An 18482-nucleotide genomic window follows, 5' to 3' on the forward strand; every position below is an offset into this window, starting at 1 on the left:
GCAGACAAAAAAAGCCCCCCAGAAATGTATCTGGGGGCTTTTTTGTATATGCTCCTGATTACTCTAGTCCTTTAACATTCGTGTACTTCTGGCCATTTCTAATTCCCGCACGCACGATACTGCGCTCAAAGTCTTTGGAGTTGTTCAGCGTTTTATAAAATTCATCCAGATACCTGACAGCAAAGGCTTTCTCGTCATTATCCAGATAAGGACATAATAGATACACATTATAGATGGCTGGTCGGCGGGAGTTGAAAAGCTTAATGACTTCGGCATACGTTTCCGGTGGGAAGTCGTAACCCCGAAAAAGCCGCTGGCGCACCGACGTGATACCAAGCTGTGCAGGTGGCTCGGCATAGGGCGCCATTACTATGCCGCTATAATCAAAATCATACGCCACTGGGACGGGTTTTGCTTGCTGATTTATGCTCAGCATTCGGATGTTGTGCCGATAAGGAACTGACCAGTCCGTGTTCCCTATCATGTACTGAAAGAGCGCAAGCGTAGCCATGTCCTTCTGATTCATGTGCTCCATGCCGATAAAAAACTGCTTTGGAACTAGCGTCGCATCGTTGCGCGCGGCCATGGCTTTTGCCTCTTCCAGAAAGAAAGCGTAATAGACGTCGGCTCGGCCTTTACGGGCGTTATCTTGGTAGGTAATGCGGCAAAGCCTTACCCGAAAGCTCTTGTCGGTCAGGAGATTATAAACCTTATACACCAGGTATTCTCGCAGGGTGTAAGTGTCGCTCAGGCAATGGGTGATGAGTTTCAACTCTTTAACTTCTCCAAAAGGCGAACCCAAGATGTCCGGCGGAAAGCTTACCAGCAAGGGCGGAAACCCACATACTGTAGGGTCTTTACGCCGGTTTCCACGCACCTTTACCTGCACAGCCACCGTTTTGAGGGCAGCAGCCGTATCCCGATACGTAAGTAGCGCCGGATGGAAGCCAGGAGTAGCCCCACGGTCCTTCAAAACGCTCTGCAGCGGTAGCGCAAGCGTAAGTTCTACTACTTCGTTCCTGGCAAAGAAGGGGTTTTCGCTGGTGCTGACAGATACTTTTTCCTGCTTACCGGCCGGAGTAATTTGGGGCTGGTAAGTAAGCAGGCTTAGGCTTGCCAAAACCGATAAAATCCTGACTATCACAGCGAAATGCCATATTATAGCAAAGAAGGTGAATGCACTGCCTGACTAAGTGGCTACCAGTTGCGTACAAGCTGCTTACTGCGTCAGAGTACTCTGAATATAGCTGATTATCAGCGCTTAAACAAGCTTTCGATTACCTTTCCCTGACTTTGCTCCAGCGGAAAACCCAGCAGAAAGGCTACCGTAGAAGGCACGTCGGGCTGGGTATATTTTTCGGTAAGCGTGCGCCCCCTTTTAAAGTCCGGTCCAAGAGCTAGCAGGCTAATATGTCGGCACCCTTCACAATCGTCCCCATGGTCCACGAACCCTCCATCGATACCATCGAGGTGTCGGCCGTGGTCATTGGTGATAAGTAAAGTAGTCGTGTTTCTGTAGGTTTTATTCTTTTGCAGAAAGTCGTAAAGCTCGCCTACGTATTTATCGTCGCGCGCTATGCCACGGAGGTAATTTTCCCAATTGGCGGCGTGCGCGTAGCCATCGGGTTCCATAAAGTTGATGAGTACCAGATTGGGCTTGTGCTGGGTCAGAATGCGCTTAGCGGCTACCAGTGTCAACGAATCGGCGCGGTAGCCACTGCCGGGGCCACTTATGCCGCAGTCGACGGAGGGTTGAAACTGATCTTTCCATTCCGGGTTTAGGGTATTAGCCAGAATGTGCAGCTTGTCTTTACTGGTAATGAGCCAAGCCGCCGTGGCGGGCTTGCCCGTAGCTTTGCGCCAAATCTGAAATATGGATGGCTGTTGCGGAAACTCAACGTCAAAGTTGTCGATGGGCTGATTGATGCCTGTAGTTAGAGCGGTGTGGCCAGAATTGGTGTAGGTAAAAGCGTTGTTATAAAAGTTAGAAAAAAAGACGCCCCGGGGCTTCAGCCGCGTAGCCATCTGAGGAATAATGCCGGGAGTGGCGCCCCAGGTTTCGGAATACCGAGGACCATCAATGACTACGATAATCACGTTTTTGGTGCGCAGACCTTTCTTTGCGGGCGGGGGGGCAAATGAGAAGAGGAGCAACAGCCAAAGGAAAATAGCATACCGCCACCAGCTGCTGCCAAGTGCTAAAGGGCTTCGTCGTGCACGATTGATAAAGAAAGCCATGGCGTTTGCCTGAATAAAGAGCGTTTTTGCTTTCGATAATCTGGGGTAAGAAATTGAGGATAGATGCTATATAACTGGTAATCAATATATAAAATAATCGCCACTTGTCCAATAGAGAATAAGGCGTTGCTTGGTTTGACTCTGCTACCTTTGCCTATCATGTCTGATACCTCCCGCGACCGTATGCTGCGCCGCATCCGTGAGGCGCTGCTGCAACCGGCGCCCCAGCCGGCTGCCCCCGATTTTTCCGCCTCGCTGCACCCTCCTCTGACCGATGATCTGGCTATCCACTTTGCCCAGAGCTTCGCGCGGGTCGGGGGGGCTTTTTACTACTGCGAGTCAGAAGAGCACTTCTTCGACCAGCTTTTCGTCTACAAAAAAGACAAGCAGCTGGATAACCTCTTTGTGTGGGAGCCGGAGCTGAAAAAGATGCTGCACGAAGGCGGCGTGGCCTTTAGCGGCGACGAAGCCAACTTTATTAAAAAAGCCGATGCCGGCCTTACTACCTGCGAAGCGCTGGTGGCCCGAACGGGCAGCATCCTGGTAAGCGCCGCTTCGGCCGCTGGTCGCCGCCTGAGCATTTATCCCGATCAGCATTTGGTGCTAGCCCGCACCTCTCAAATTGTGCCCGACATCGGCGATGCGCTAGGAGTTGTAACGGCCCGCTACGGCGACCGGCTGCCGTCCATGATTTCGCTGACTACGGGTCCCAGCCGCACGGCTGATATCGAAAAAACGTTGGTGCTCGGAGCGCATGGTCCGCGTAGCCTCGTGTTGTTTTTGTTGGATGACGCGCCCCTTGCAACTACCTGATCTAGCGCTGCCGCCCGGCCGCAAGGTGTATTTCGCCTCCGACTTTCATCTCGGTGCCCCCGACGCCGCCAGTTCTGCCGCGCGCGAGCGCCGCATTGTGCGCTGGCTCGACACGGCGGCCCAGGATGCAGGCGCTATTTATCTGCTGGGGGACATTTTCGACTTTTGGTTTGAGTACCGTCATGCTGTGCCTCGCGGCTTTATTCGTTTGCAAGGCAAACTGGCCGAGCTCACCGATGCGGGCCTGCCTGTTACCTTTTTCACTGGCAACCATGATATGTGGATGTTCGACTACTTTACCAAAGAGCTGAATATTCCCATTTTGCGCCACCCCGTAAGCCAGCGCATCGGCAATCAGCTGTTCCATATTGGGCACGGCGACGGGTTGGGCCCCAAAGACCACACGTATAAAGTACTCAAACGCGTATTTGCCAGCCCCGTGTCGCAGTGGTTGTTTGCGCGTTTGCACCCAAACTTCGGCATTGGATTAGCCAACAAATGGAGCCGTCGTAGCCGAATTCAGAACGCGGCCGCCGATGAAAAGTATTTTGGCGAAGACGAGTGGCTGCTCGTTTACTGCCGCGAGCTCGAGCAGCATTACCACCACGATTACTACGTTTTTGGCCACCGCCACTTGCCGCTCGATGTGCCCGTAGCGCCCGGCAGCCGTTATCTTAACTTAGGCGAGTGGGTCAATTATTGCTCCTATGCCGTGTATGACGGACACGATCTGGCTTTACAACATTTTGAGCAGTAGACGCTTACTGGGGGGGGATTTGCGGCTTTGCTCATGCTGCTACTATTGTCAGCTGGCTTCCTGCAAGCGCAGACTACCGCGCCTCGAGCGGGCTCCGTCGTGCCGCCTTCCCGCATTGCGCCTGATTCAGTGAATAAAGGCAAAATTGCCCCCCAGAGCGCCGTTACATCAGCTACCAATGGCTGGACGCTGGTTCGCACCATTAGTCTGCGCCAGCCCGGCGCGGCTTCCCTTGATCGGCGCGGCAACCTGTATGTAGCCGACGCCCAAGATAATATCCACCAGTACGGCCCCGACGGCCAGCCGCTCAACGTGTATTCGCCGCCTTTGCCGGGCCACACCGCCCAGCTCGAAGCGTGGAACGTGTCCAAGATTATGGCCTTTTATGACGACCGTCAAGAAATTCGCCTGCTTGATCGGTTTTTGGCCCCCATCACCCAAATTCGCCTCGGCGACTATTTCGACGGCCTCGTTCGGGTTGCTACTCTAGCCCCGACGATAAGCTGTGGCTGCTCAACGAAAGCGACCTAACCCTGCGCCAGTTTGACCCCACGGTCCAGCGTTTTGGACAAAGCACGCCCCTGGATCTGATCATTGGCCGGAGCAAACCGGACTTTCGTTTCCTGCGGCAGTATCAGAATAATTTGTACCTCGTGGACCGCACCAGTGGCATCTTTGTGTTTGATAACCTGGGCAATTACCGCAAAAAGCTGCCTTTCACTGGCCTGAGCACCGTAGGCTTTCGCGGTGATGAGCTATACTATCTGGTTGATGGAGTACTGCATCTCTTTCAACTCTATACCCTCGCCGAACGCACTCAGCCACTTCCAAAAGTAGAAGGCACCATGAACCAGGTATTGCTGGGAGAGCAATTCGCGTATCTGCTGACGCCTACGTCAGTGTTGGTTTACAAGCTCTGATCGATTTTAAGCAGGGGTAGAGACGCGGTACTTTGCATCTCAATTGTCGCGGTCGTTACTTGGATTAATGGCGCGGTTCCCATTGTTTGATAATTAGACGGAAATACGTGTCTATTCAACCTTTCTGCTTTCGTGCCGAAAGGTTTTTTTGGGTCGATGTGCTAGTCTCTCTGCTAACCCTCAGACCTGACTAGAGCAACCTGAGCCGGAATCTGCCCGTTAAGCTTTCTACTACATAGGCGCTTCGTAGCGCTTGCTGACCTCCTTATTTTTCCAACCCAACCCTATCACTATGAAAGCACTCGTGTTTCACGGGATGAAAGATGTTCGCGTTGACAACGTGGATGATCCCAAAATTGAAGAAGCTCGCGACGCCATTATCCGCGTGACCAGCACTGCTATTTGCGGCTCCGATCTTCACATTTATAACGGCGGCATTCCGCAGCCCCGTCCCATGGTGCTCGGCCATGAGTTTATGGGTATTGTGGAGGAAGTAGGCAAAGGCGTCGGCAACCTGAAGCGCGGCGACCGGGTAGTAGTGCCCTTCCCAATTGCGTGCGGTACCTGCTTCTTCTGTAATCACGAGTTGCCCGGCCACTGCGAAAACTCAAATCCTGATCATTATGGTCCCGAAGGTGGCGTAATGACTCAAAAAGGCGGTGCTCTATTCGGCTATACGGACATATACGGCGGCTACAACGGCGGACAGGCCGAGTACGTGCGCGTTCCCTACGCCGACTACAGCCCCGCGTAATTCCGGATAGCCTCACCGATGAGCAGGCCTTATTCCTAACGGATATTTTCCCCACAGGCTACTCTGCCATCGATTGGGGCGAAGTAAAAGGTGGCGAGTTCGTTGTAATTTTTGGGGCCGGCCCGGTCGGAATTATGGCTGCCAAATCAGCCTGGCTGCGCGGCGCAGCACGGGTGCTGATTGTCGACCCGCTGGAATATCGCCTAGATAAAGCCCAGCAAACGGCCCACTGTGAAGCCCTCCTGTGGCACGATCACAAGCAGGTAGTAGAAGTAATCCGGGACCTGACCGGCGGCCGGGGTGCTGATGTTTGTGTGGAGGCCGTCGGCTTTGAGCCAGTGCGCAGCCTCGCAGACCGTGCTAAGGCAGTTATCAACTTTGAGAAAGGCTCGATGAAGGTGCTGGAAGCTTGCATGAGCGCGGTGCGTCGGGGTGGTATTGTATCAGTGGTAGGCGTGTATGGTTCGCCCTACGACAATTTTCCCTTGCATCAGTTCTTCGATAAAGGCATCACCCTGCGTGGGGGACAGGCACCTGCTCAAAAGCACATAGATAAGCTACTTAAATATGTGGTCGACGGCAAGGTAAAGCTTGATGATATCATTACGCACACTTTGCCTTTGAGCCAAGCGGCACACGGCTACGATATCTTCCGCAACAAGAAAGACAACTGCGTAAAGGTGGTTCTCAAGCCATAGTTGCGTAATTATTCGTCTAAGAAAAGAAGCGCCCATCAGCAATGATGGGCGCTTCTTTTATGCGCTTGGAAAGATGAAAAAGCCCCCCTTAACGCAAAAGTTGAACACGAAGGAGTCGGCAGGATTCTACTTATATTGGGTCACGAACATTAACCTAAATCGGGCCGCGCCCGCTGCTACTCTATACGTTCGGTGCATGGGGAATAACTACGAATCTAGCACATACAGATTGGTAAGTAAAAGCGGGTTCTGGCTGTTGTGCCTACTGTGTCTGCCGGGTGTCAGCTGGGCTCAAGACCGCATATCTGCTCAGAGCGCACTACCGCTGAAGTTGGCCCCACCGCTCAAAGCAGCTACGGTACAGTCGGCGACTACATCGTACCGTGTGAGTGTACAATCTGCCGCTGAGTTTAATGCTTGGATGCGCCTGCAACTGCCTTCCGTGCGTGTAAGTCGGCACGCTGCGCCTGGCGACACTTATACGCTGGATGGCGTAAAAGCCCCCCATTTAGCTAAGTTACTTGCTTGTCCTTGGGTAACTTTTGTGGATGTGCCCAGCCGTCGTGCCCGCGAAGAACGCCCGCTTGACAACTCTGACTTAGTTACCAATACTATTGCCCCGCTGCATGCTCGCTTTCCAAGTCTGGCCGGTCAAGGAATGACAGTATCAGTGAAAGAAAGGCCATTTGATCCGACTGATATTGATTTTCGGGGCCGAGTTGCCGTCGGCGAATCAACTACGCAGGCAGTTTCGGCACATGCTACGGCCATGGCCACGCTCATTGCGGGCGGCGGCAACTCGGCCCCGTCGGGCAAGGGTGCCGCCTGGCAGGCTGGCCTGATTAGCGCCGACTTTAGTGAGTTGATGCCTGACGACGGGGGCCGCTTAACACAAATGGGAGTGTCGGTTCAAAACCATTCTTATGGCGTCGCTATTGAGAACTATTACGGCCTAGAAACCCGCGCTTACGATGCGCACGCCACTAGGTATCCACAGTTAGTGCACGTTTTTTCCTCCGGCAATGATGGCGTTAAGACCAGCCCCAGCGGTCGTTATGCTGGCTTAGCGGGTGTAGCCAATATAACCGGGCAATTTAAAATGTCGAAAAACACCCTGAGCGTGGGTGCCACCGATAGCCGTGGAAACGTGGTTCCACTGAGTTCGCGTGGCCCGGCGTATGATGGGCGCGTGAAGCCCGAACTCGTCGCGTATGGCGCCGATGGCTCCTCCGATGCCGCAGCATTGGTTTCGGGAATGAGCCTGCTGGTACAGCAAGCCTATAAGGAGCAGTTGGGGGGCATTTTGCCCCCCGCAGCCCTAGTAAAAGCAGTACTACTCAATAGCGCCAACGACACCGGACGCCCAGCCATAGATTTTGAAAGCGGCTATGGCCAGGCCGATGCACTGGGAGCCGTACAGACAATCCGCGAGCGACGGTTTTACACGAACTCAGTCACGCAGAATGCTGAGCGGGTATTTACTATCACGGTGCCGGCTGGTAGTCCTGAGTTGAAGATAACGCTGGCCTGGCATGATGCCGCCGCTGCTCCTGACGCAGCGCAGGCACTCATCAATGACCTCGATTTAGAGCTGTTTCGCCCAGCCACCAAGCAACGGTGGAAGCCTTGGGTATTAAGCCATTTTCCGCACCTAGATTCTTTGACGCTGCCCGCGCGCCGCCGCCCCGATCATCTCAACAACGTAGAGCAGATTACAGTAGTAGCGCCGGCGGCGGGGGTATATGAACTGCACGTGCGAGGGTTTTCGGTGCCTCAAGGGCCGCAGGCGTTCAGTGTAGCTTATGAGTTTGGGGAAACCGGTTTTGCTTGGCTTAATCCGCTCGCCGGCTCCACCTTTAACCCGGGTACTCCGCAGGAGTTACGCTGGCAGTGGGTGGGTGCTGCCACCACGGCGCGCCTCGAATATCAGCCTGCTGGCAGTACCGCGTGGCAGGTAGTCACTCCGACGGTGGAGCTAAAAGCTGGCTTCACTACCTGGACGCCTCCCAGTGCTGCCGCCGCTCAACTACGAATGGTGACGCCCACTGGCGTTTACCTTTCCGAGACGTTCACGATTCATGCACCGTTGAGCTTGCAGGTCGGTTATGCTTGCCCTGAAGAAGCGCTACTGCACTGGTCGGCTGTGCCCGGCGCTACCGAATACCAACTCTACAGTCTGAGCGCCACCGGCTTGCAGCCTCTGCGAAGAACCCGGGATACGGTAGCTGTTTTGCCCGCAACTGAGCTGCCATTCCGTTATTTCGCTGTGGCGCCAGTACTGGGGGCAAAATAGGGGAGCGAAGCCCCAGTGTAGAATACAGCCAGCAGGGAACAGGCTGCTACGTCCGTTCTTTCATCCCGCGCCAAGCTGTTACAGACACAGTTTTGCTCGATCTTGAAATTGGCACCGCTTATGGTTTGAACAGCATCAGCCTGGAGCGCCAAGCTCCCGATGGCAGCTATCAAACGCTACAAACCATCGCGCCTGTACAGGACTTGCAATTTGCCTTTCCAGACCTAGCGCCCAACTCTGGCCTCAATCATTACCGGGTGCGGCTGAATACGGTGGGGGGGCAAATTTTTTATAGCGCACTAGAAGCCGTGCAATATGCACGCACCGGGGAACTGCTGGCCTATCCCAATCCGGTGCAGGCAGGCGAATCTCTCCAGCTCATCACGAGTACTACAGGCGCCGTCCATATTCAACTCTACGATCTACTTGGCCGCTTAGTGCGTGAAGCCACCGCTACTGGCACCATCAACCTATTCGATACCAGTGGCTTGCAAAGCGGGACTTACCTCGTACGTGTAACGCCGGAAAACGGTCCTAGAATGACGCAGCGTATTGTTGTTCTTTAAAGCGTAGCAGTTTACACGAACTTAAAGGCAAGAAGCCCCGACTCCACTGGAGTCGGGGCTTCTTGTTTGCATCCGTTCAAGATACGTTTAACTAGTGATGCGTACAGGCATCGGTACTAAGCCAGTGGGTGGGACCGGCTAGTACAGGTAACGAAGAGCCGTACGGTCGTTGGCGTTGAAGTAGCGGTTAGCACCAGTGCCAATACAAGCCAGCATCCAAGAGTTCGGATCGGCGCCGCTTGGAGTGCCGGGGATAAGAATAGCGCCTACTGTGCTGGCTCCCTCGTTGGTGTACTGACCGCCGCAGCTATAGCTCCGGTCCATGTAGTCGGTGTGGCGGAATCCAATGCAGTGACCAACTTCATGGGCCAAAATAGTAGCCAAGTAGTTCGTATTTGGGTTAGAGCCAATGGCAGCTGTGTTTACCTGCACACGGTTGTAAGCATTGCCGCCCGAGGGGAAGCCAGCCGAAGCCAAGTAGGTAGAACCAGCAGGAGCGGCCGTCAGCAAGATGCCATAGTTAGACGACACACGCTGGAATCGAATCAATAAGCCCTCGGCATTATAGCGACGAATAGCTTCGTCAACGGCAGCTACATACGTAGAAGGTAGGCTGGTAGAAACGGCAATGCCAATCGTGCGGCCCGAGCCTACGCTTACCAAGTTATTGGTGCGATACTGCTCTTCTTCGCCCACACGAAGCATTTTGTAATCAGGCTTGCTATCTAAGTCAGCATCCGTAAGCATGATGTCGCCCTCTACGAGGTAGCCATCATTTACGCGCTGAGCATTCTGGATGCTAAGGCCTAGGTCTTGGATCTTGGATTTAACTTCTGCTGAAATTTCGTCTTTAGCGACTACTTGGTTACCATCTTCTTTTTGGCAAGAAGAAAGGGCTAATACCGAGCAGGCAAGCAGGGTAAGCGAAGAGAGGTAATTTTGGATTTTCATACAGAATGGAATGGGTTTGGGTGAAAATGGGTGGGAAATGAACGGATGCGGTAAGCGGGAAATGTTCAAAAAATTCAAAAAAGCCAGGTTGTGATTTTGCATAGAAATCCCCGGCTGCTTTCCGAAAGCGGAAAAACACGATGGAAAACCAGAAAATGGATAGCCAGGTAGCTCAGTGAAGGCTACAGCCAAGAACTATGTATAAGCAGACGGTGCTTACGCAGCAGCCATCAGCGTCATACAAGCAGAAAAAACAGGGAGGGGAGGGACTGGAGGGCGAAGTTGGGCTTCGCGCCACAGGGCTAGATTAATTTGTAACCGGAGCGGCAGACAAGCCGAACAGACAACGCGCGGGCGACTCGGCCGAACTGAGGCGGTGCGCTTAGCAGAAGCAGTAAGTAAAATAGGGCCCATAGTACACCTTATATCGAGCGAGGAGTTTCGCGCGATGGTACTGTTGCCGGAAAGGTGTGGGTTGGTGGGGCGGGTGAGAATCAGAATAATCTAATTCTGACTGATTGTACGAATATATATAAATAAGGTGATGATGTGAAGAAAGAAAAATTGAAAATATTCACTGTAATATCATATGTGTCTGATAATCTGCAAGATTATTTTATAAAAAAAGTGTCAGAAGTATAATAGTCATCCTCATCAATCAGGATTTGGGGTAGCTACCACAAACACTCAGTATTTCGGTCGCAACAGCTGAACAGTAATCTGAGGGCTTTTGCCGTTCTTAGCCTATCCGGTACTGGCTTGCAGCTTTAACTAATGCAGTCATTTATTCTGGTTGATGAGAATAAAATGGCGCTCTGGTTGTTAAGGTCGCCGATATAAGATAGGTTAGTTGCTTCTGGATAGCGCCTGTTGACAGGTCCGAAAGCACGCCTTCTAAATGCCTATCTTTGTTCATAATGGTTTTCGTGCGGATGTTACTGCCGCCTCACTATATATACTTCAAGCCGTGGCTTGCACTTCATGTTCCTCCGGTGGGGGCTGTTCTACAACTGCTAAGGGCTGTGGCTCTAAGGGTAGTTGTAGCTCCGGCTGTACCCGCCTCAACGTATTCGACTGGCTCCAGGACGTAGCCCTGCCCAGCGACTTTAAAGAATTTGACATTGTGGAAATCCGCTTTAAAGGCGGCCGCAAAGAGTTCTACCGCAATAAAACCCGTTTGCCCTTGGTTACGGGCGACGCCGTAGTGGTGGAAGCTGCCGGTAATGGCTGGCACCTGGGCCACGTGTCGCTGAAGGGCGAGCTGGTGCGCCTGCAAATGCGCAAGAAAAAGGCTGAAGTAGACGCCAAAGACATGCGCAATATTCTGCGGGTGGCTACTGAGCAGGACGAAGAGCGCTGGCAAGCCGTGCGTGACCTTGAAACGGGTACTATGTTCCGGGCACGCTCGGTGGTGGAAGAGCTACGCCTTAAAATGAAGCTTTCGGATGTGGAATACCAGGCCGACCGTACCCGCGCTACCTTCTTTTACTCCGCCGAAGACCGTGTTGATTTTCGCGACCTTATCCGCCGCTTAGCCGATGAGTTTCGGGTGCGGGTAGATATGCGTCAGATTTCGCTGCGCCACGAGGCCGGTCGTCTGGGGGCATTGGCTCCTGTGGCCGCGAGCTATGCTGCTCTACTTGGCTCACCGACTTTAAAAGCGTGAGCACCACGGCGGCCCGTTATCAGAATCTGAGCCTGAACCCAGCTAAGCTTTCGGGTCAGTGCGGACGCCTTAAGTGCTGCCTGAACTACGAACTCGATACCTACCTCGACGCCCTTAAGGATATCCCGCAAGTACAGCGCCCCCTATTGACGGAAAAAGGAGAGGCCTTCTTGCAAAAGACGGACATATTCAAAAAAAGAATGTGGTTTGCTCTGCGCGGCGACAACAACTGGGTAATGCTAGACGCAGAGCGCGTGCGCGAAATTCAGGACATGAATAAGCGCGGCGAGAAGCCTGAAAACTTGCTGCCGCCCGTTAGGGAAGAGGAGCGCGCACCCGAAGTTTCGGCCCATGTGGAAGGCAACCTCGACCGCCTCGACGACAAGATAAAAGGGGGCAAGCGTCCTAAGCGCCGCAAGAAGAAAGATGGAGCAGAAGGCAGCGCACCAGTGACTGCCGCTCCCGCTCGCACGGCCGTTTCAAAGTCGGCGCCTGATGCTTCCAGTGGCATTGAAGTGCCCGCGGCTTCTTCTTCCGACGAGGCCCGTCGGCCACGGGGAGCAGCTGCCCGGCCCCTCAATCGGCGCAACAACCGCTCTCGTTCCGAGGGTGGCCGCGCTGGGGAAGCACGCTCCGACAACAAGCGCCCAGACACTCCCCGTCCCGAGGGCAGCGTTGCGGCGCCGCGCCCCCCACGCGGCGAAAATCGCCCCCCACGCGAAGGAGGCTCTCGTCCTGCCGGTGATGCCAATGCTAATCGTGACGCCAATGCTCCGCGGGAAGCTAATTCCAACCGTGGCGGCCGCGAAAATCGCCCCCCACGGCGCGGTCCTCGCCCCCACGCCCCGGCGGTGGCGAAGGCAACACTGGTACTACTCCTACGCCCACAGTCTCTTAAGTATGCGTTTGTTCCTCCGACTGTGGCCGGTGCTCTCGTTATTGGTGCTGGCCGCCTGCGACTCGAACCAAGTATTCGAGAAGAATGCCGACTTCGACAACTTTACCTGGACCGTGCAGGAAAAGCCTGCGTTTGAGTTCGAAATTCAGGATACTACCCAGCGCTACAACATCAGCTTTAATGTTCGCAACGCTTCCATGTACGGCTACTACAATCTGTATGTGAAGCACCAGCTGTTCGGTCCGGATGGCAAACCGCTATCGGCGCTGCTGCACCAAATGATTCTTATGGATCCGCAGTCGGGCGAACCCCGCGGCAAAGGCACCGGCGATATCTACGACCACCAGTTTCTGGCGCTGCGCAATCAGCAGTTTCGGCAACCCGGCACCTATAAACTTGTGCTTGAACAGTACATGCGCCAAGACCAGCTGCCCGGCATTATGGCCGTAGGAGTGCGGGTAGCGAAAGCTGAAACAAAATAGATGATCTAACAGCACAAAAAAGCCCCCCAGCGTATGGCTGGGGGCTTTTTTGTGCTTGTTCATCAGAGTCATAATGCCGTGCTTATGAATGGCAAGGATGCCACCAGGAAAAATAAGCCACAAAAAAATCCCGTCTCAGCAAGAGCTAAGACGGGATTCAGAGTGCAGCGTTAGCTGTCCGAAAGGACTATTGTACGATGCGCACGTTTACGGCGTTCAGGCCTTTTTTGCCTTGCTGAACCTCAAACTCTACGCGGTCAGTATCGCGGACAGGCTGCATGAGGCCGGTAGCGTGAACGAAGATGTCCTCGCCCCCGCCGTCGGGTGTGATGAAGCCAAATCCTTTGGTTTCATTGAAAAATTTTACGATACCGGTGCTCATGATAAAAGAAATGTGGTGAAGAATGGGGTAAAGATAGTGCTAATTCCGGTTTATGTTGGTCAGCTTCAGCTGCAACATTATCTGGAAGCTAAGAAAGCGTGGTAAAACGGGGGCATTATTAGTTGCCAAACGATAAAAAATATGGCTTAGAATTAAATAAGACAGCGTTTTACGTCAACTTTAACTAAGAAGGAAATCTGAGAAATTACTCTTATAGCTGAGCCTAAATGCGCTCAACCTTCACGGCATTCAGCCCTTTTTTGCCTTCAATGATATCAAACGACACCCGATCATTTTCGCGAATCTCGTGAATCAGGCCTGTCTGGTGAACGAAAATTTCCTGATTGTCCTCATCCTGAACTATAAAGCCGAAGCCCTTCGACTCATTAAAGAATTTTACTTTGCCCGTTTTCATTGACAGATACTAACTAAGGTTGGGGTTAAATAATGACCAAAATTAAGGCTATTTTCTTATCCGTGTTACTAGTTGAGCTGATAAATAGCCGGGAAAGAGCAGCTTTAAAAGCATGATTGGGGTGCCCAGAGCTATAAATTAGGAAGAATAGCAACGGCTTTAATCGCCTTGTATGATAGCGCTAGCGGGGTTTACCGGCCGCTCGCTAAAATCAACTCTGTGCTAGCGGGCGCGTATAGTTACTAGTAGCAATGCCCTAGTTTTTTTCATCTTAAATAGTCCGCCCCATGAAAAACGAACCTGGAAATAAGAACGAGAATCCCATTCCTGAAGGCCTTTACACTGATTCGCATGCCGCCGCGTCGAGCGAATCGTTGGCTGCTTCGGAAATGAGTGTCGGGAAGGGCGCCGTAACAGGCGAAGAAGGCAAGGAAGAAAATAAAGAGGCCAACCCTTTAGTAATGGGACAAAATCCCGAGAGAGAACGCCTATCGGGCAACCGAACCAACTAAACTGCCAAGAAAGCGGGGCGTTGACCTCAATAGCCCAACGCCGCTTGCTACCTGAACTTATGGAAAACGAACAGCCTGAACAAAACGCTAAGCTTGACCCTGAAACAGGCAATCCGCTGGCGAATAGCCGTACGCAGCCCGAAACGCCGGGCATGACGGGCCACTCGTCTGCCGGGGCTCCGCTTCCCAAAACGGCTCCAGCTGCCGCTGAAAACCCCGAGGATATTAACGACCGTCCTGCATTGGACACGCCCTATATCGACCTCGCTAACGACCCAACTATAGAAGTGCCGTACGGCGGTAATTTTGGTAATAGTACTCAGCCCGTTTTTCAGGACGAGGATAGACTGGAAAATCAATTGAGCGGTCCGGGTCGCGGCGAATTTGGCCCCCAGGATGTTGGCTCAACGCAAGGCGGCTACGGCGACCAGTTCCGCGCCGATGAAGTGTACGGAGGAAAGCTGAGTACCCAGCAAGCTACCAGAGGTGGTTATGAAGGAGGAAAGCCGGAGAATAATACGGCCCCAACTTCCGCGCAATACTCAAGTGCCCCACTGCCAGATCATCCGGAGGGCAGCACGTTTGGCAATGAACCCGGCACGCCCCGCAGCGGTACCACAGTGGACAGCCACTATGAGAACGATAATGATTCGCCCCGCAGTGGCGCCGGCTTTAGTGAGGACTATGGACGTACGTCGCTAGGCGGCAGTTCAAGCAACACCTCTTCAACCGCGGGGGTAAATTTGCCCCCCAACCAACGGAATCAGACCGAGGACTATCGGCCTTCGCAGGAAGGTCACGACAGCGATGGCTTGGCTTTCCGGCCAGTGGCTACTGAGCCGCGCACTACCGAACTGGGTGGCCGTGATGAGCCCGGCCCGGCAGGTGAGCCAGAGTCGCCTACAACCAGCACCGGCTCAGCTTCCCGCACGGGCTACGTAGAGTCGGATGGGGAGCGTAGCCAGAGTGGTGATGCAGCGGAAGGTATCGGGTCGCGTGGTGGCTCTTACAATGACTCCAACGCCAATAAGAATACTGGCGGGGCATCGGCCGAAGAATCGAGACGTGCTGAAAATAACCAAGCACCAGTGCCTCCGCGCGCCGACGACAACAGCGACTACGGCACCACACCACGTCGCAATGCTGGCCGCGACAACGACCCAGAACGGCAGTAAATCCGTGTCGCTTTTAGACTTTTGACTTACATTCCACACAAAAAAGCCCCCAGAATAATCTGGGGGGCTTTTTTGTGTGGAATGCAAATGACCGTTAGGACGCTGGCAGAAAGCAGTGCTGATTGTCGTGGGCAAACTGCTCTATGGTATGGGGCGCGTGGCCCGTGAGCTCTTGCACGGTGGAAGTGGTATGGGCCGCGTAGCCAGCTCTGCTGATGGCGTGCAGCTCCAGCAAAGCATTAGTCAGCCAAGGGGGTAGCTGCTGAGCCATTGCCTGTCGGGCAGCGGCTTCGGGTACATCTACGTACTCAACTGCCCGACCACACGCCTTGCTGATGGCCTGTGCCACTTCCTGCCCACTGACAGCTGCGGGCCCGGTCAATGTGTAAGCCTGGCCGTGATGCTGGTTTATGTCGGCCGTCAAAATGGTGGCTGCTACGGCGGCAATATCACGCACGTCGATGTACGCAACTTTTGAATCACCCAACGGTAGATAAAACTTGCCCTCATGCCGGATGGAGTGGCCGTATTGCTCCGCGAAGTTTTGCATAAAGCCCCCTGGACGTAAGATGCAGTATGCCAGGCCGCTTTGCTCCAAATACTTTTCTACCTCGCGGTGCCAGCGCCCGAACTGTATTCCCGGTTCGGCATCGGCCCCGGCCACCGACAGCCGCACAATCTGACGTACACCCGCCTCCTTGGCAATATCGATAAACTGCTTGCTGATTGCCACCTGGTCGTCGGTGACGGGCGTAATCATGAATACCCGACCCACGCCGGTTAGGGCAACGCGCAGGGTTGCGGGCTTATGAAAATCCATTTCCACCAGCTGCACGCCGGAAGTAATGTGGCTGAATCGGTCGCCCTTAATAAGGGAGTGCACGCCGGCGCGCACCGTTAGGCCCCGGTTGGCCAGGGCCAATACTGCTTCGGTGCCTACAGTGCCCGTTGCGCCAGTAACCAGAATTGTATGCGACATGTGGTAGGTGTTGAGGGGTGAAGTTGAAAGAGCAGCGAGTGACGTGCTCGTATGCTAAACGTACTGATTCCTGCTTTCAGCAGCTATTATTTCTTCACGTAAGCCGCCCGGAATATTTTTCCTTTCTCATTGCTGAGCAGAAAGTCGTGGTCGTTGATAAAAACGATGGCCTCAGCCTGTCCGGTTTGCGGAAGTGGCAAGCAACTCTTAGCTCCGTCAAAAAGCTTGGCACCCGCAGTGCGCTCAATCAGGTATGCGTAGCCGTAGCCCAGCAAGGCCACCGTACGTCCATCCGGGCTGATGTCGGCGGCAGTAATCCAGGTATTCGTTTGCATGCTGTCTACCAGGCGGGCCGTATAGGTGCCGGGGCGGGCAGGCAACACATAATACTTTACCCAGTTGCCCTCACCGCGGTTTTTGGTAAATAAGTGCAGGCTATCCTGATAGAAGAAAAAAGCCTCGCAGTCGAAATTGCGGGCGACTTTTTTGGGTGGAAACGCTCGCTGGTCGGGATACGCAAACCGAATCGTGTCAACTTCCTTCAACTCGGGGCCGCGGAGGCGATAAATGGCCAGGTTGCGGCGCTTATTCTGGTTGTTGCCAAAGTCGCCGATGTAAATGTTGCCTTCCTCATCCCGTGCCAAGTCCTCCCAATCGATGTTGGTGAGCGGCGCCAAATCCAGCTCCTGCAGCTTATCGCCCTGCATGGTTACTTTGTAGAGCTTGGCCGTGTTGCCACCGTCGCCGTGGGTCCAGAGGTCGCCTTCCTCATTGGCAATTTCCAGCCCCGAGCTTTCCACTACTTTATCTTTCTGCAAGCGGCCCACCTGCTTCACTTGGTAAGTCTGGCTAATCCGGTCGAAGTCGCCGCGCCCTTTGTCATTGGCACAGCCACAGAGCACCGTATGAAAAAAGATGAGAAGGGGGAAAAGCTTGTCGCGTAGCAATAAGGCCATGGAATAATGAGTTAGCAGAATGCCGAATGCGATGCGCCGAATACGCTTGGCGCCACGTATTGCTCATCCATACGAAAGGCAAACCCAAATAGGCGAAGCAAGGCGCAAAACGCAAAAGATTAGCGTAGCTTGCCCCCATATGATTCGGCTATCGACCCTCTGATGCTGCGACTTTTTAGATCTGTTATTGGTGCGTGCGTGTGCTTGGTGGCCTTACCAGTGCGTGGGCAGGAAATGGCTTCCATTTTGCCCCCCGCCGACTCCGTGCTGGTAGTTCAGGCTTCAGTGCCTAAGACGCGTTTGCGAGTCGCCGCGGCTACGTGGCGGGTAGCCGTGCCGGTCGCGCTTATCGGACTGGGCTATGCTGGCCGCAACGAGAATTTTGTGGACGAGGCGAAAGAAGCTATTCAGCACGAAACCCGCGAGGCTTTTCCCCAATTTCATACGCACTTAGATGATTACTCGCGGCATGCGCCTATTGCACTAGCATTTGCTTTGCAAACGGCAGGCTTGCATGGCGAACGAGGTCTGCTGCCGTTTACGCTGATTTACGGCCTCTCGCACGTCGTAAACACGACGCTCACCAGCGGGCTCAAACGCCTGGCGCAGGAGCGTCGCCCCGACGTGGCCGCCGATTTTTCCTCGTTTCCTTCCGCCCACACCAGTGAAGCCTTTATGACGGCCACACTTCTGCACGAGCAGTTTGGGAAAACTCATCCCTGGGTAAGTGTGGCCGGCTATTCTATGGCCGTAGCTACCGGCACCATGCGCGTGCTCAACGACCGACACTGGACTTCCGACGTAATGGCTGGCGCGGCAGTCGGGTTTCTTTCTGCCGAAACGGTGTGGCGCCTGTATCCGGTGCTAGCCCGGCAGCTACCGGGGCATTGGGGCCAAAAAATGTTGTTGGTGCCTACGTATGCACCCAATGGCGCGGTGGGCGCGGCCTTGGCGTTGCACTTATAAGCGGAATATGTAGTGGAAAAAGCCCCCAGAGTAATTCTATTGGTTGGGCCTGACTGCAAGT

17 protein-coding genes and 2 pseudogenes are annotated in these 18482 nt (G+C 53.8%); 12 read left to right on the top strand and 7 right to left on the bottom strand.

What is annotated here, in order from left to right; translation table 11 throughout:
* Positions 1 to 58: 58 nt before the first annotated feature.
* Positions 59 to 1120, bottom strand: a complete 1062-nt coding sequence (locus EPD59_RS04705) for a hypothetical protein (protein ID WP_133271778.1) — start codon at positions 1118 to 1120, stop codon at positions 59 to 61.
* Between the two features lie 134 nt (positions 1121 to 1254).
* Positions 1255 to 2154 carry a sulfatase-like hydrolase/transferase gene (locus EPD59_RS04710; RefSeq protein ID WP_240731622.1) on the bottom strand — a complete coding sequence of 300 codons (900 nt, stop codon included), beginning with the start codon at positions 2152 to 2154 and terminating at the stop codon, positions 1255 to 1257.
* Between the two features lie 243 nt (positions 2155 to 2397).
* On the opposite strand from EPD59_RS04710, the gene EPD59_RS04715 reads away from it, so the two are divergent.
* The 7 genes and pseudogenes from EPD59_RS04715 to EPD59_RS04745 all read left to right on the top strand — a co-directional run bounded on the left by EPD59_RS04715 (position 2398) and on the right by EPD59_RS04745 (position 9039).
* Entirely contained in the window at positions 2398 to 3051 is a 654-nt protein-coding gene (locus EPD59_RS04715; protein ID WP_133271780.1) for a LutC/YkgG family protein, read from the top strand.
* The gene (locus EPD59_RS04720) at positions 3026 to 3808 is read left to right on the top strand and encodes a UDP-2,3-diacylglucosamine diphosphatase (protein ID WP_133271781.1); all 783 of its coding nucleotides are present in this window, start codon (positions 3026 to 3028) and stop codon (positions 3806 to 3808) included. Before EPD59_RS04715 ends, EPD59_RS04720 begins: the two co-directional genes overlap by 26 nt.
* Positions 3809 to 3841: 33 nt before the next feature.
* Positions 3842 to 4339 carry a hypothetical protein gene (locus tag EPD59_RS04725; protein WP_133271782.1) on the top strand — a complete coding sequence of 166 codons (498 nt, stop codon included), beginning with the start codon at positions 3842 to 3844 and terminating at the stop codon, positions 4337 to 4339.
* Between the two features lie 122 nt (positions 4340 to 4461).
* The gene (locus tag EPD59_RS04730; RefSeq protein ID WP_133271783.1) at positions 4462 to 4728 is read left to right on the top strand and encodes a hypothetical protein; all 267 of its coding nucleotides are present in this window, start codon (positions 4462 to 4464) and stop codon (positions 4726 to 4728) included.
* 292 nt (positions 4729 to 5020) lie between these two features.
* A pseudogene (locus tag EPD59_RS04735) lies at positions 5021 to 6180 on the top strand (zinc-dependent alcohol dehydrogenase).
* Positions 6181 to 6565: 385 nt separating this feature from the next.
* A complete protein-coding gene (locus tag EPD59_RS04740; RefSeq protein WP_165963474.1) occupies positions 6566 to 8473 on the top strand; it encodes a S8 family serine peptidase in 1908 nt (635 codons plus the stop codon).
* Between the two features lie 92 nt (positions 8474 to 8565).
* A complete protein-coding gene (locus EPD59_RS04745) occupies positions 8566 to 9039 on the top strand; it encodes a T9SS type A sorting domain-containing protein (RefSeq protein WP_165963475.1) in 474 nt (157 codons plus the stop codon).
* Positions 9040 to 9177: 138 nt separating this feature from the next.
* Here the strand turns inward: EPD59_RS04745 and EPD59_RS04750 are convergent, their stop codons facing one another.
* Positions 9178 to 9990: a M57 family metalloprotease gene (locus tag EPD59_RS04750; protein ID WP_133271786.1), complete on the bottom strand. Its 813-nt coding sequence runs from the start codon at positions 9988 to 9990 to the stop codon at positions 9178 to 9180.
* Between the two features lie 898 nt (positions 9991 to 10888).
* Between EPD59_RS04750 and ricT the strand changes: the two are divergent.
* Positions 10889 to 12690: pseudogene (ricT, locus tag EPD59_RS23115) on the top strand (regulatory iron-sulfur-containing complex subunit RicT).
* Complete coding sequence (locus EPD59_RS04760; protein ID WP_240731623.1) at positions 12584 to 13036, top strand: gliding motility lipoprotein GldH; 453 nt, start codon at positions 12584 to 12586, stop codon at positions 13034 to 13036. Before ricT ends, EPD59_RS04760 begins: the two are co-directional and overlap by 107 nt.
* Before the next feature lie 187 nt (positions 13037 to 13223).
* Here EPD59_RS04760 and EPD59_RS04765 read toward each other — a convergent pair whose 3' ends face one another.
* Positions 13224 to 13418 (bottom strand): cold-shock protein, encoded by a 195-nt coding sequence (locus EPD59_RS04765; RefSeq protein WP_084446316.1) that lies wholly within the window; start codon positions 13416 to 13418, stop codon positions 13224 to 13226.
* A 223-nt stretch (positions 13419 to 13641) separates the two neighbouring features.
* Positions 13642 to 13833 (bottom strand): cold-shock protein, encoded by a 192-nt coding sequence (locus EPD59_RS04770; RefSeq protein WP_133271788.1) that lies wholly within the window; start codon positions 13831 to 13833, stop codon positions 13642 to 13644.
* Between the two features lie 287 nt (positions 13834 to 14120).
* Between EPD59_RS04770 and EPD59_RS04775 the strand changes: the two genes are divergently transcribed.
* Together EPD59_RS04775 and EPD59_RS04780 are read left to right on the top strand one after the other, a co-directional pair.
* Complete coding sequence (locus tag EPD59_RS04775; RefSeq protein ID WP_133271789.1) at positions 14121 to 14345, top strand: hypothetical protein; 225 nt, start codon at positions 14121 to 14123, stop codon at positions 14343 to 14345.
* Positions 14346 to 14404: 59 nt separating this feature from the next.
* Positions 14405 to 15520 (top strand): hypothetical protein, encoded by a 1116-nt coding sequence (locus EPD59_RS04780; protein WP_133271790.1) that lies wholly within the window; start codon positions 14405 to 14407, stop codon positions 15518 to 15520.
* 94 nt (positions 15521 to 15614) lie between these two features.
* Here the strand turns inward: EPD59_RS04780 and EPD59_RS04785 are convergent, their stop codons facing one another.
* Both EPD59_RS04785 and EPD59_RS04790 read right to left on the bottom strand, forming a co-directional pair.
* The gene (locus EPD59_RS04785) at positions 15615 to 16499 is read right to left on the bottom strand and encodes an SDR family oxidoreductase (protein WP_133271791.1); all 885 of its coding nucleotides are present in this window, start codon (positions 16497 to 16499) and stop codon (positions 15615 to 15617) included.
* An 86-nt stretch (positions 16500 to 16585) separates the two neighbouring features.
* Positions 16586 to 17455: a hypothetical protein gene (locus EPD59_RS04790; protein ID WP_133271792.1), complete on the bottom strand. Its 870-nt coding sequence runs from the start codon at positions 17453 to 17455 to the stop codon at positions 16586 to 16588.
* A gap of 162 nt (positions 17456 to 17617) precedes the next feature.
* Between EPD59_RS04790 and EPD59_RS04795 the strand changes: the two genes are divergently transcribed.
* Positions 17618 to 18421 carry a phosphatase PAP2 family protein gene (locus tag EPD59_RS04795; RefSeq protein WP_133271793.1) on the top strand — a complete coding sequence of 268 codons (804 nt, stop codon included), beginning with the start codon at positions 17618 to 17620 and terminating at the stop codon, positions 18419 to 18421.
* Positions 18422 to 18482: the final 61 nt, after the last annotated feature.

The sequence above is a fragment of the Hymenobacter radiodurans genome, assembly GCF_004355185.1.
Classification (GTDB): domain Bacteria; phylum Bacteroidota; class Bacteroidia; order Cytophagales; family Hymenobacteraceae; genus Hymenobacter; species Hymenobacter radiodurans.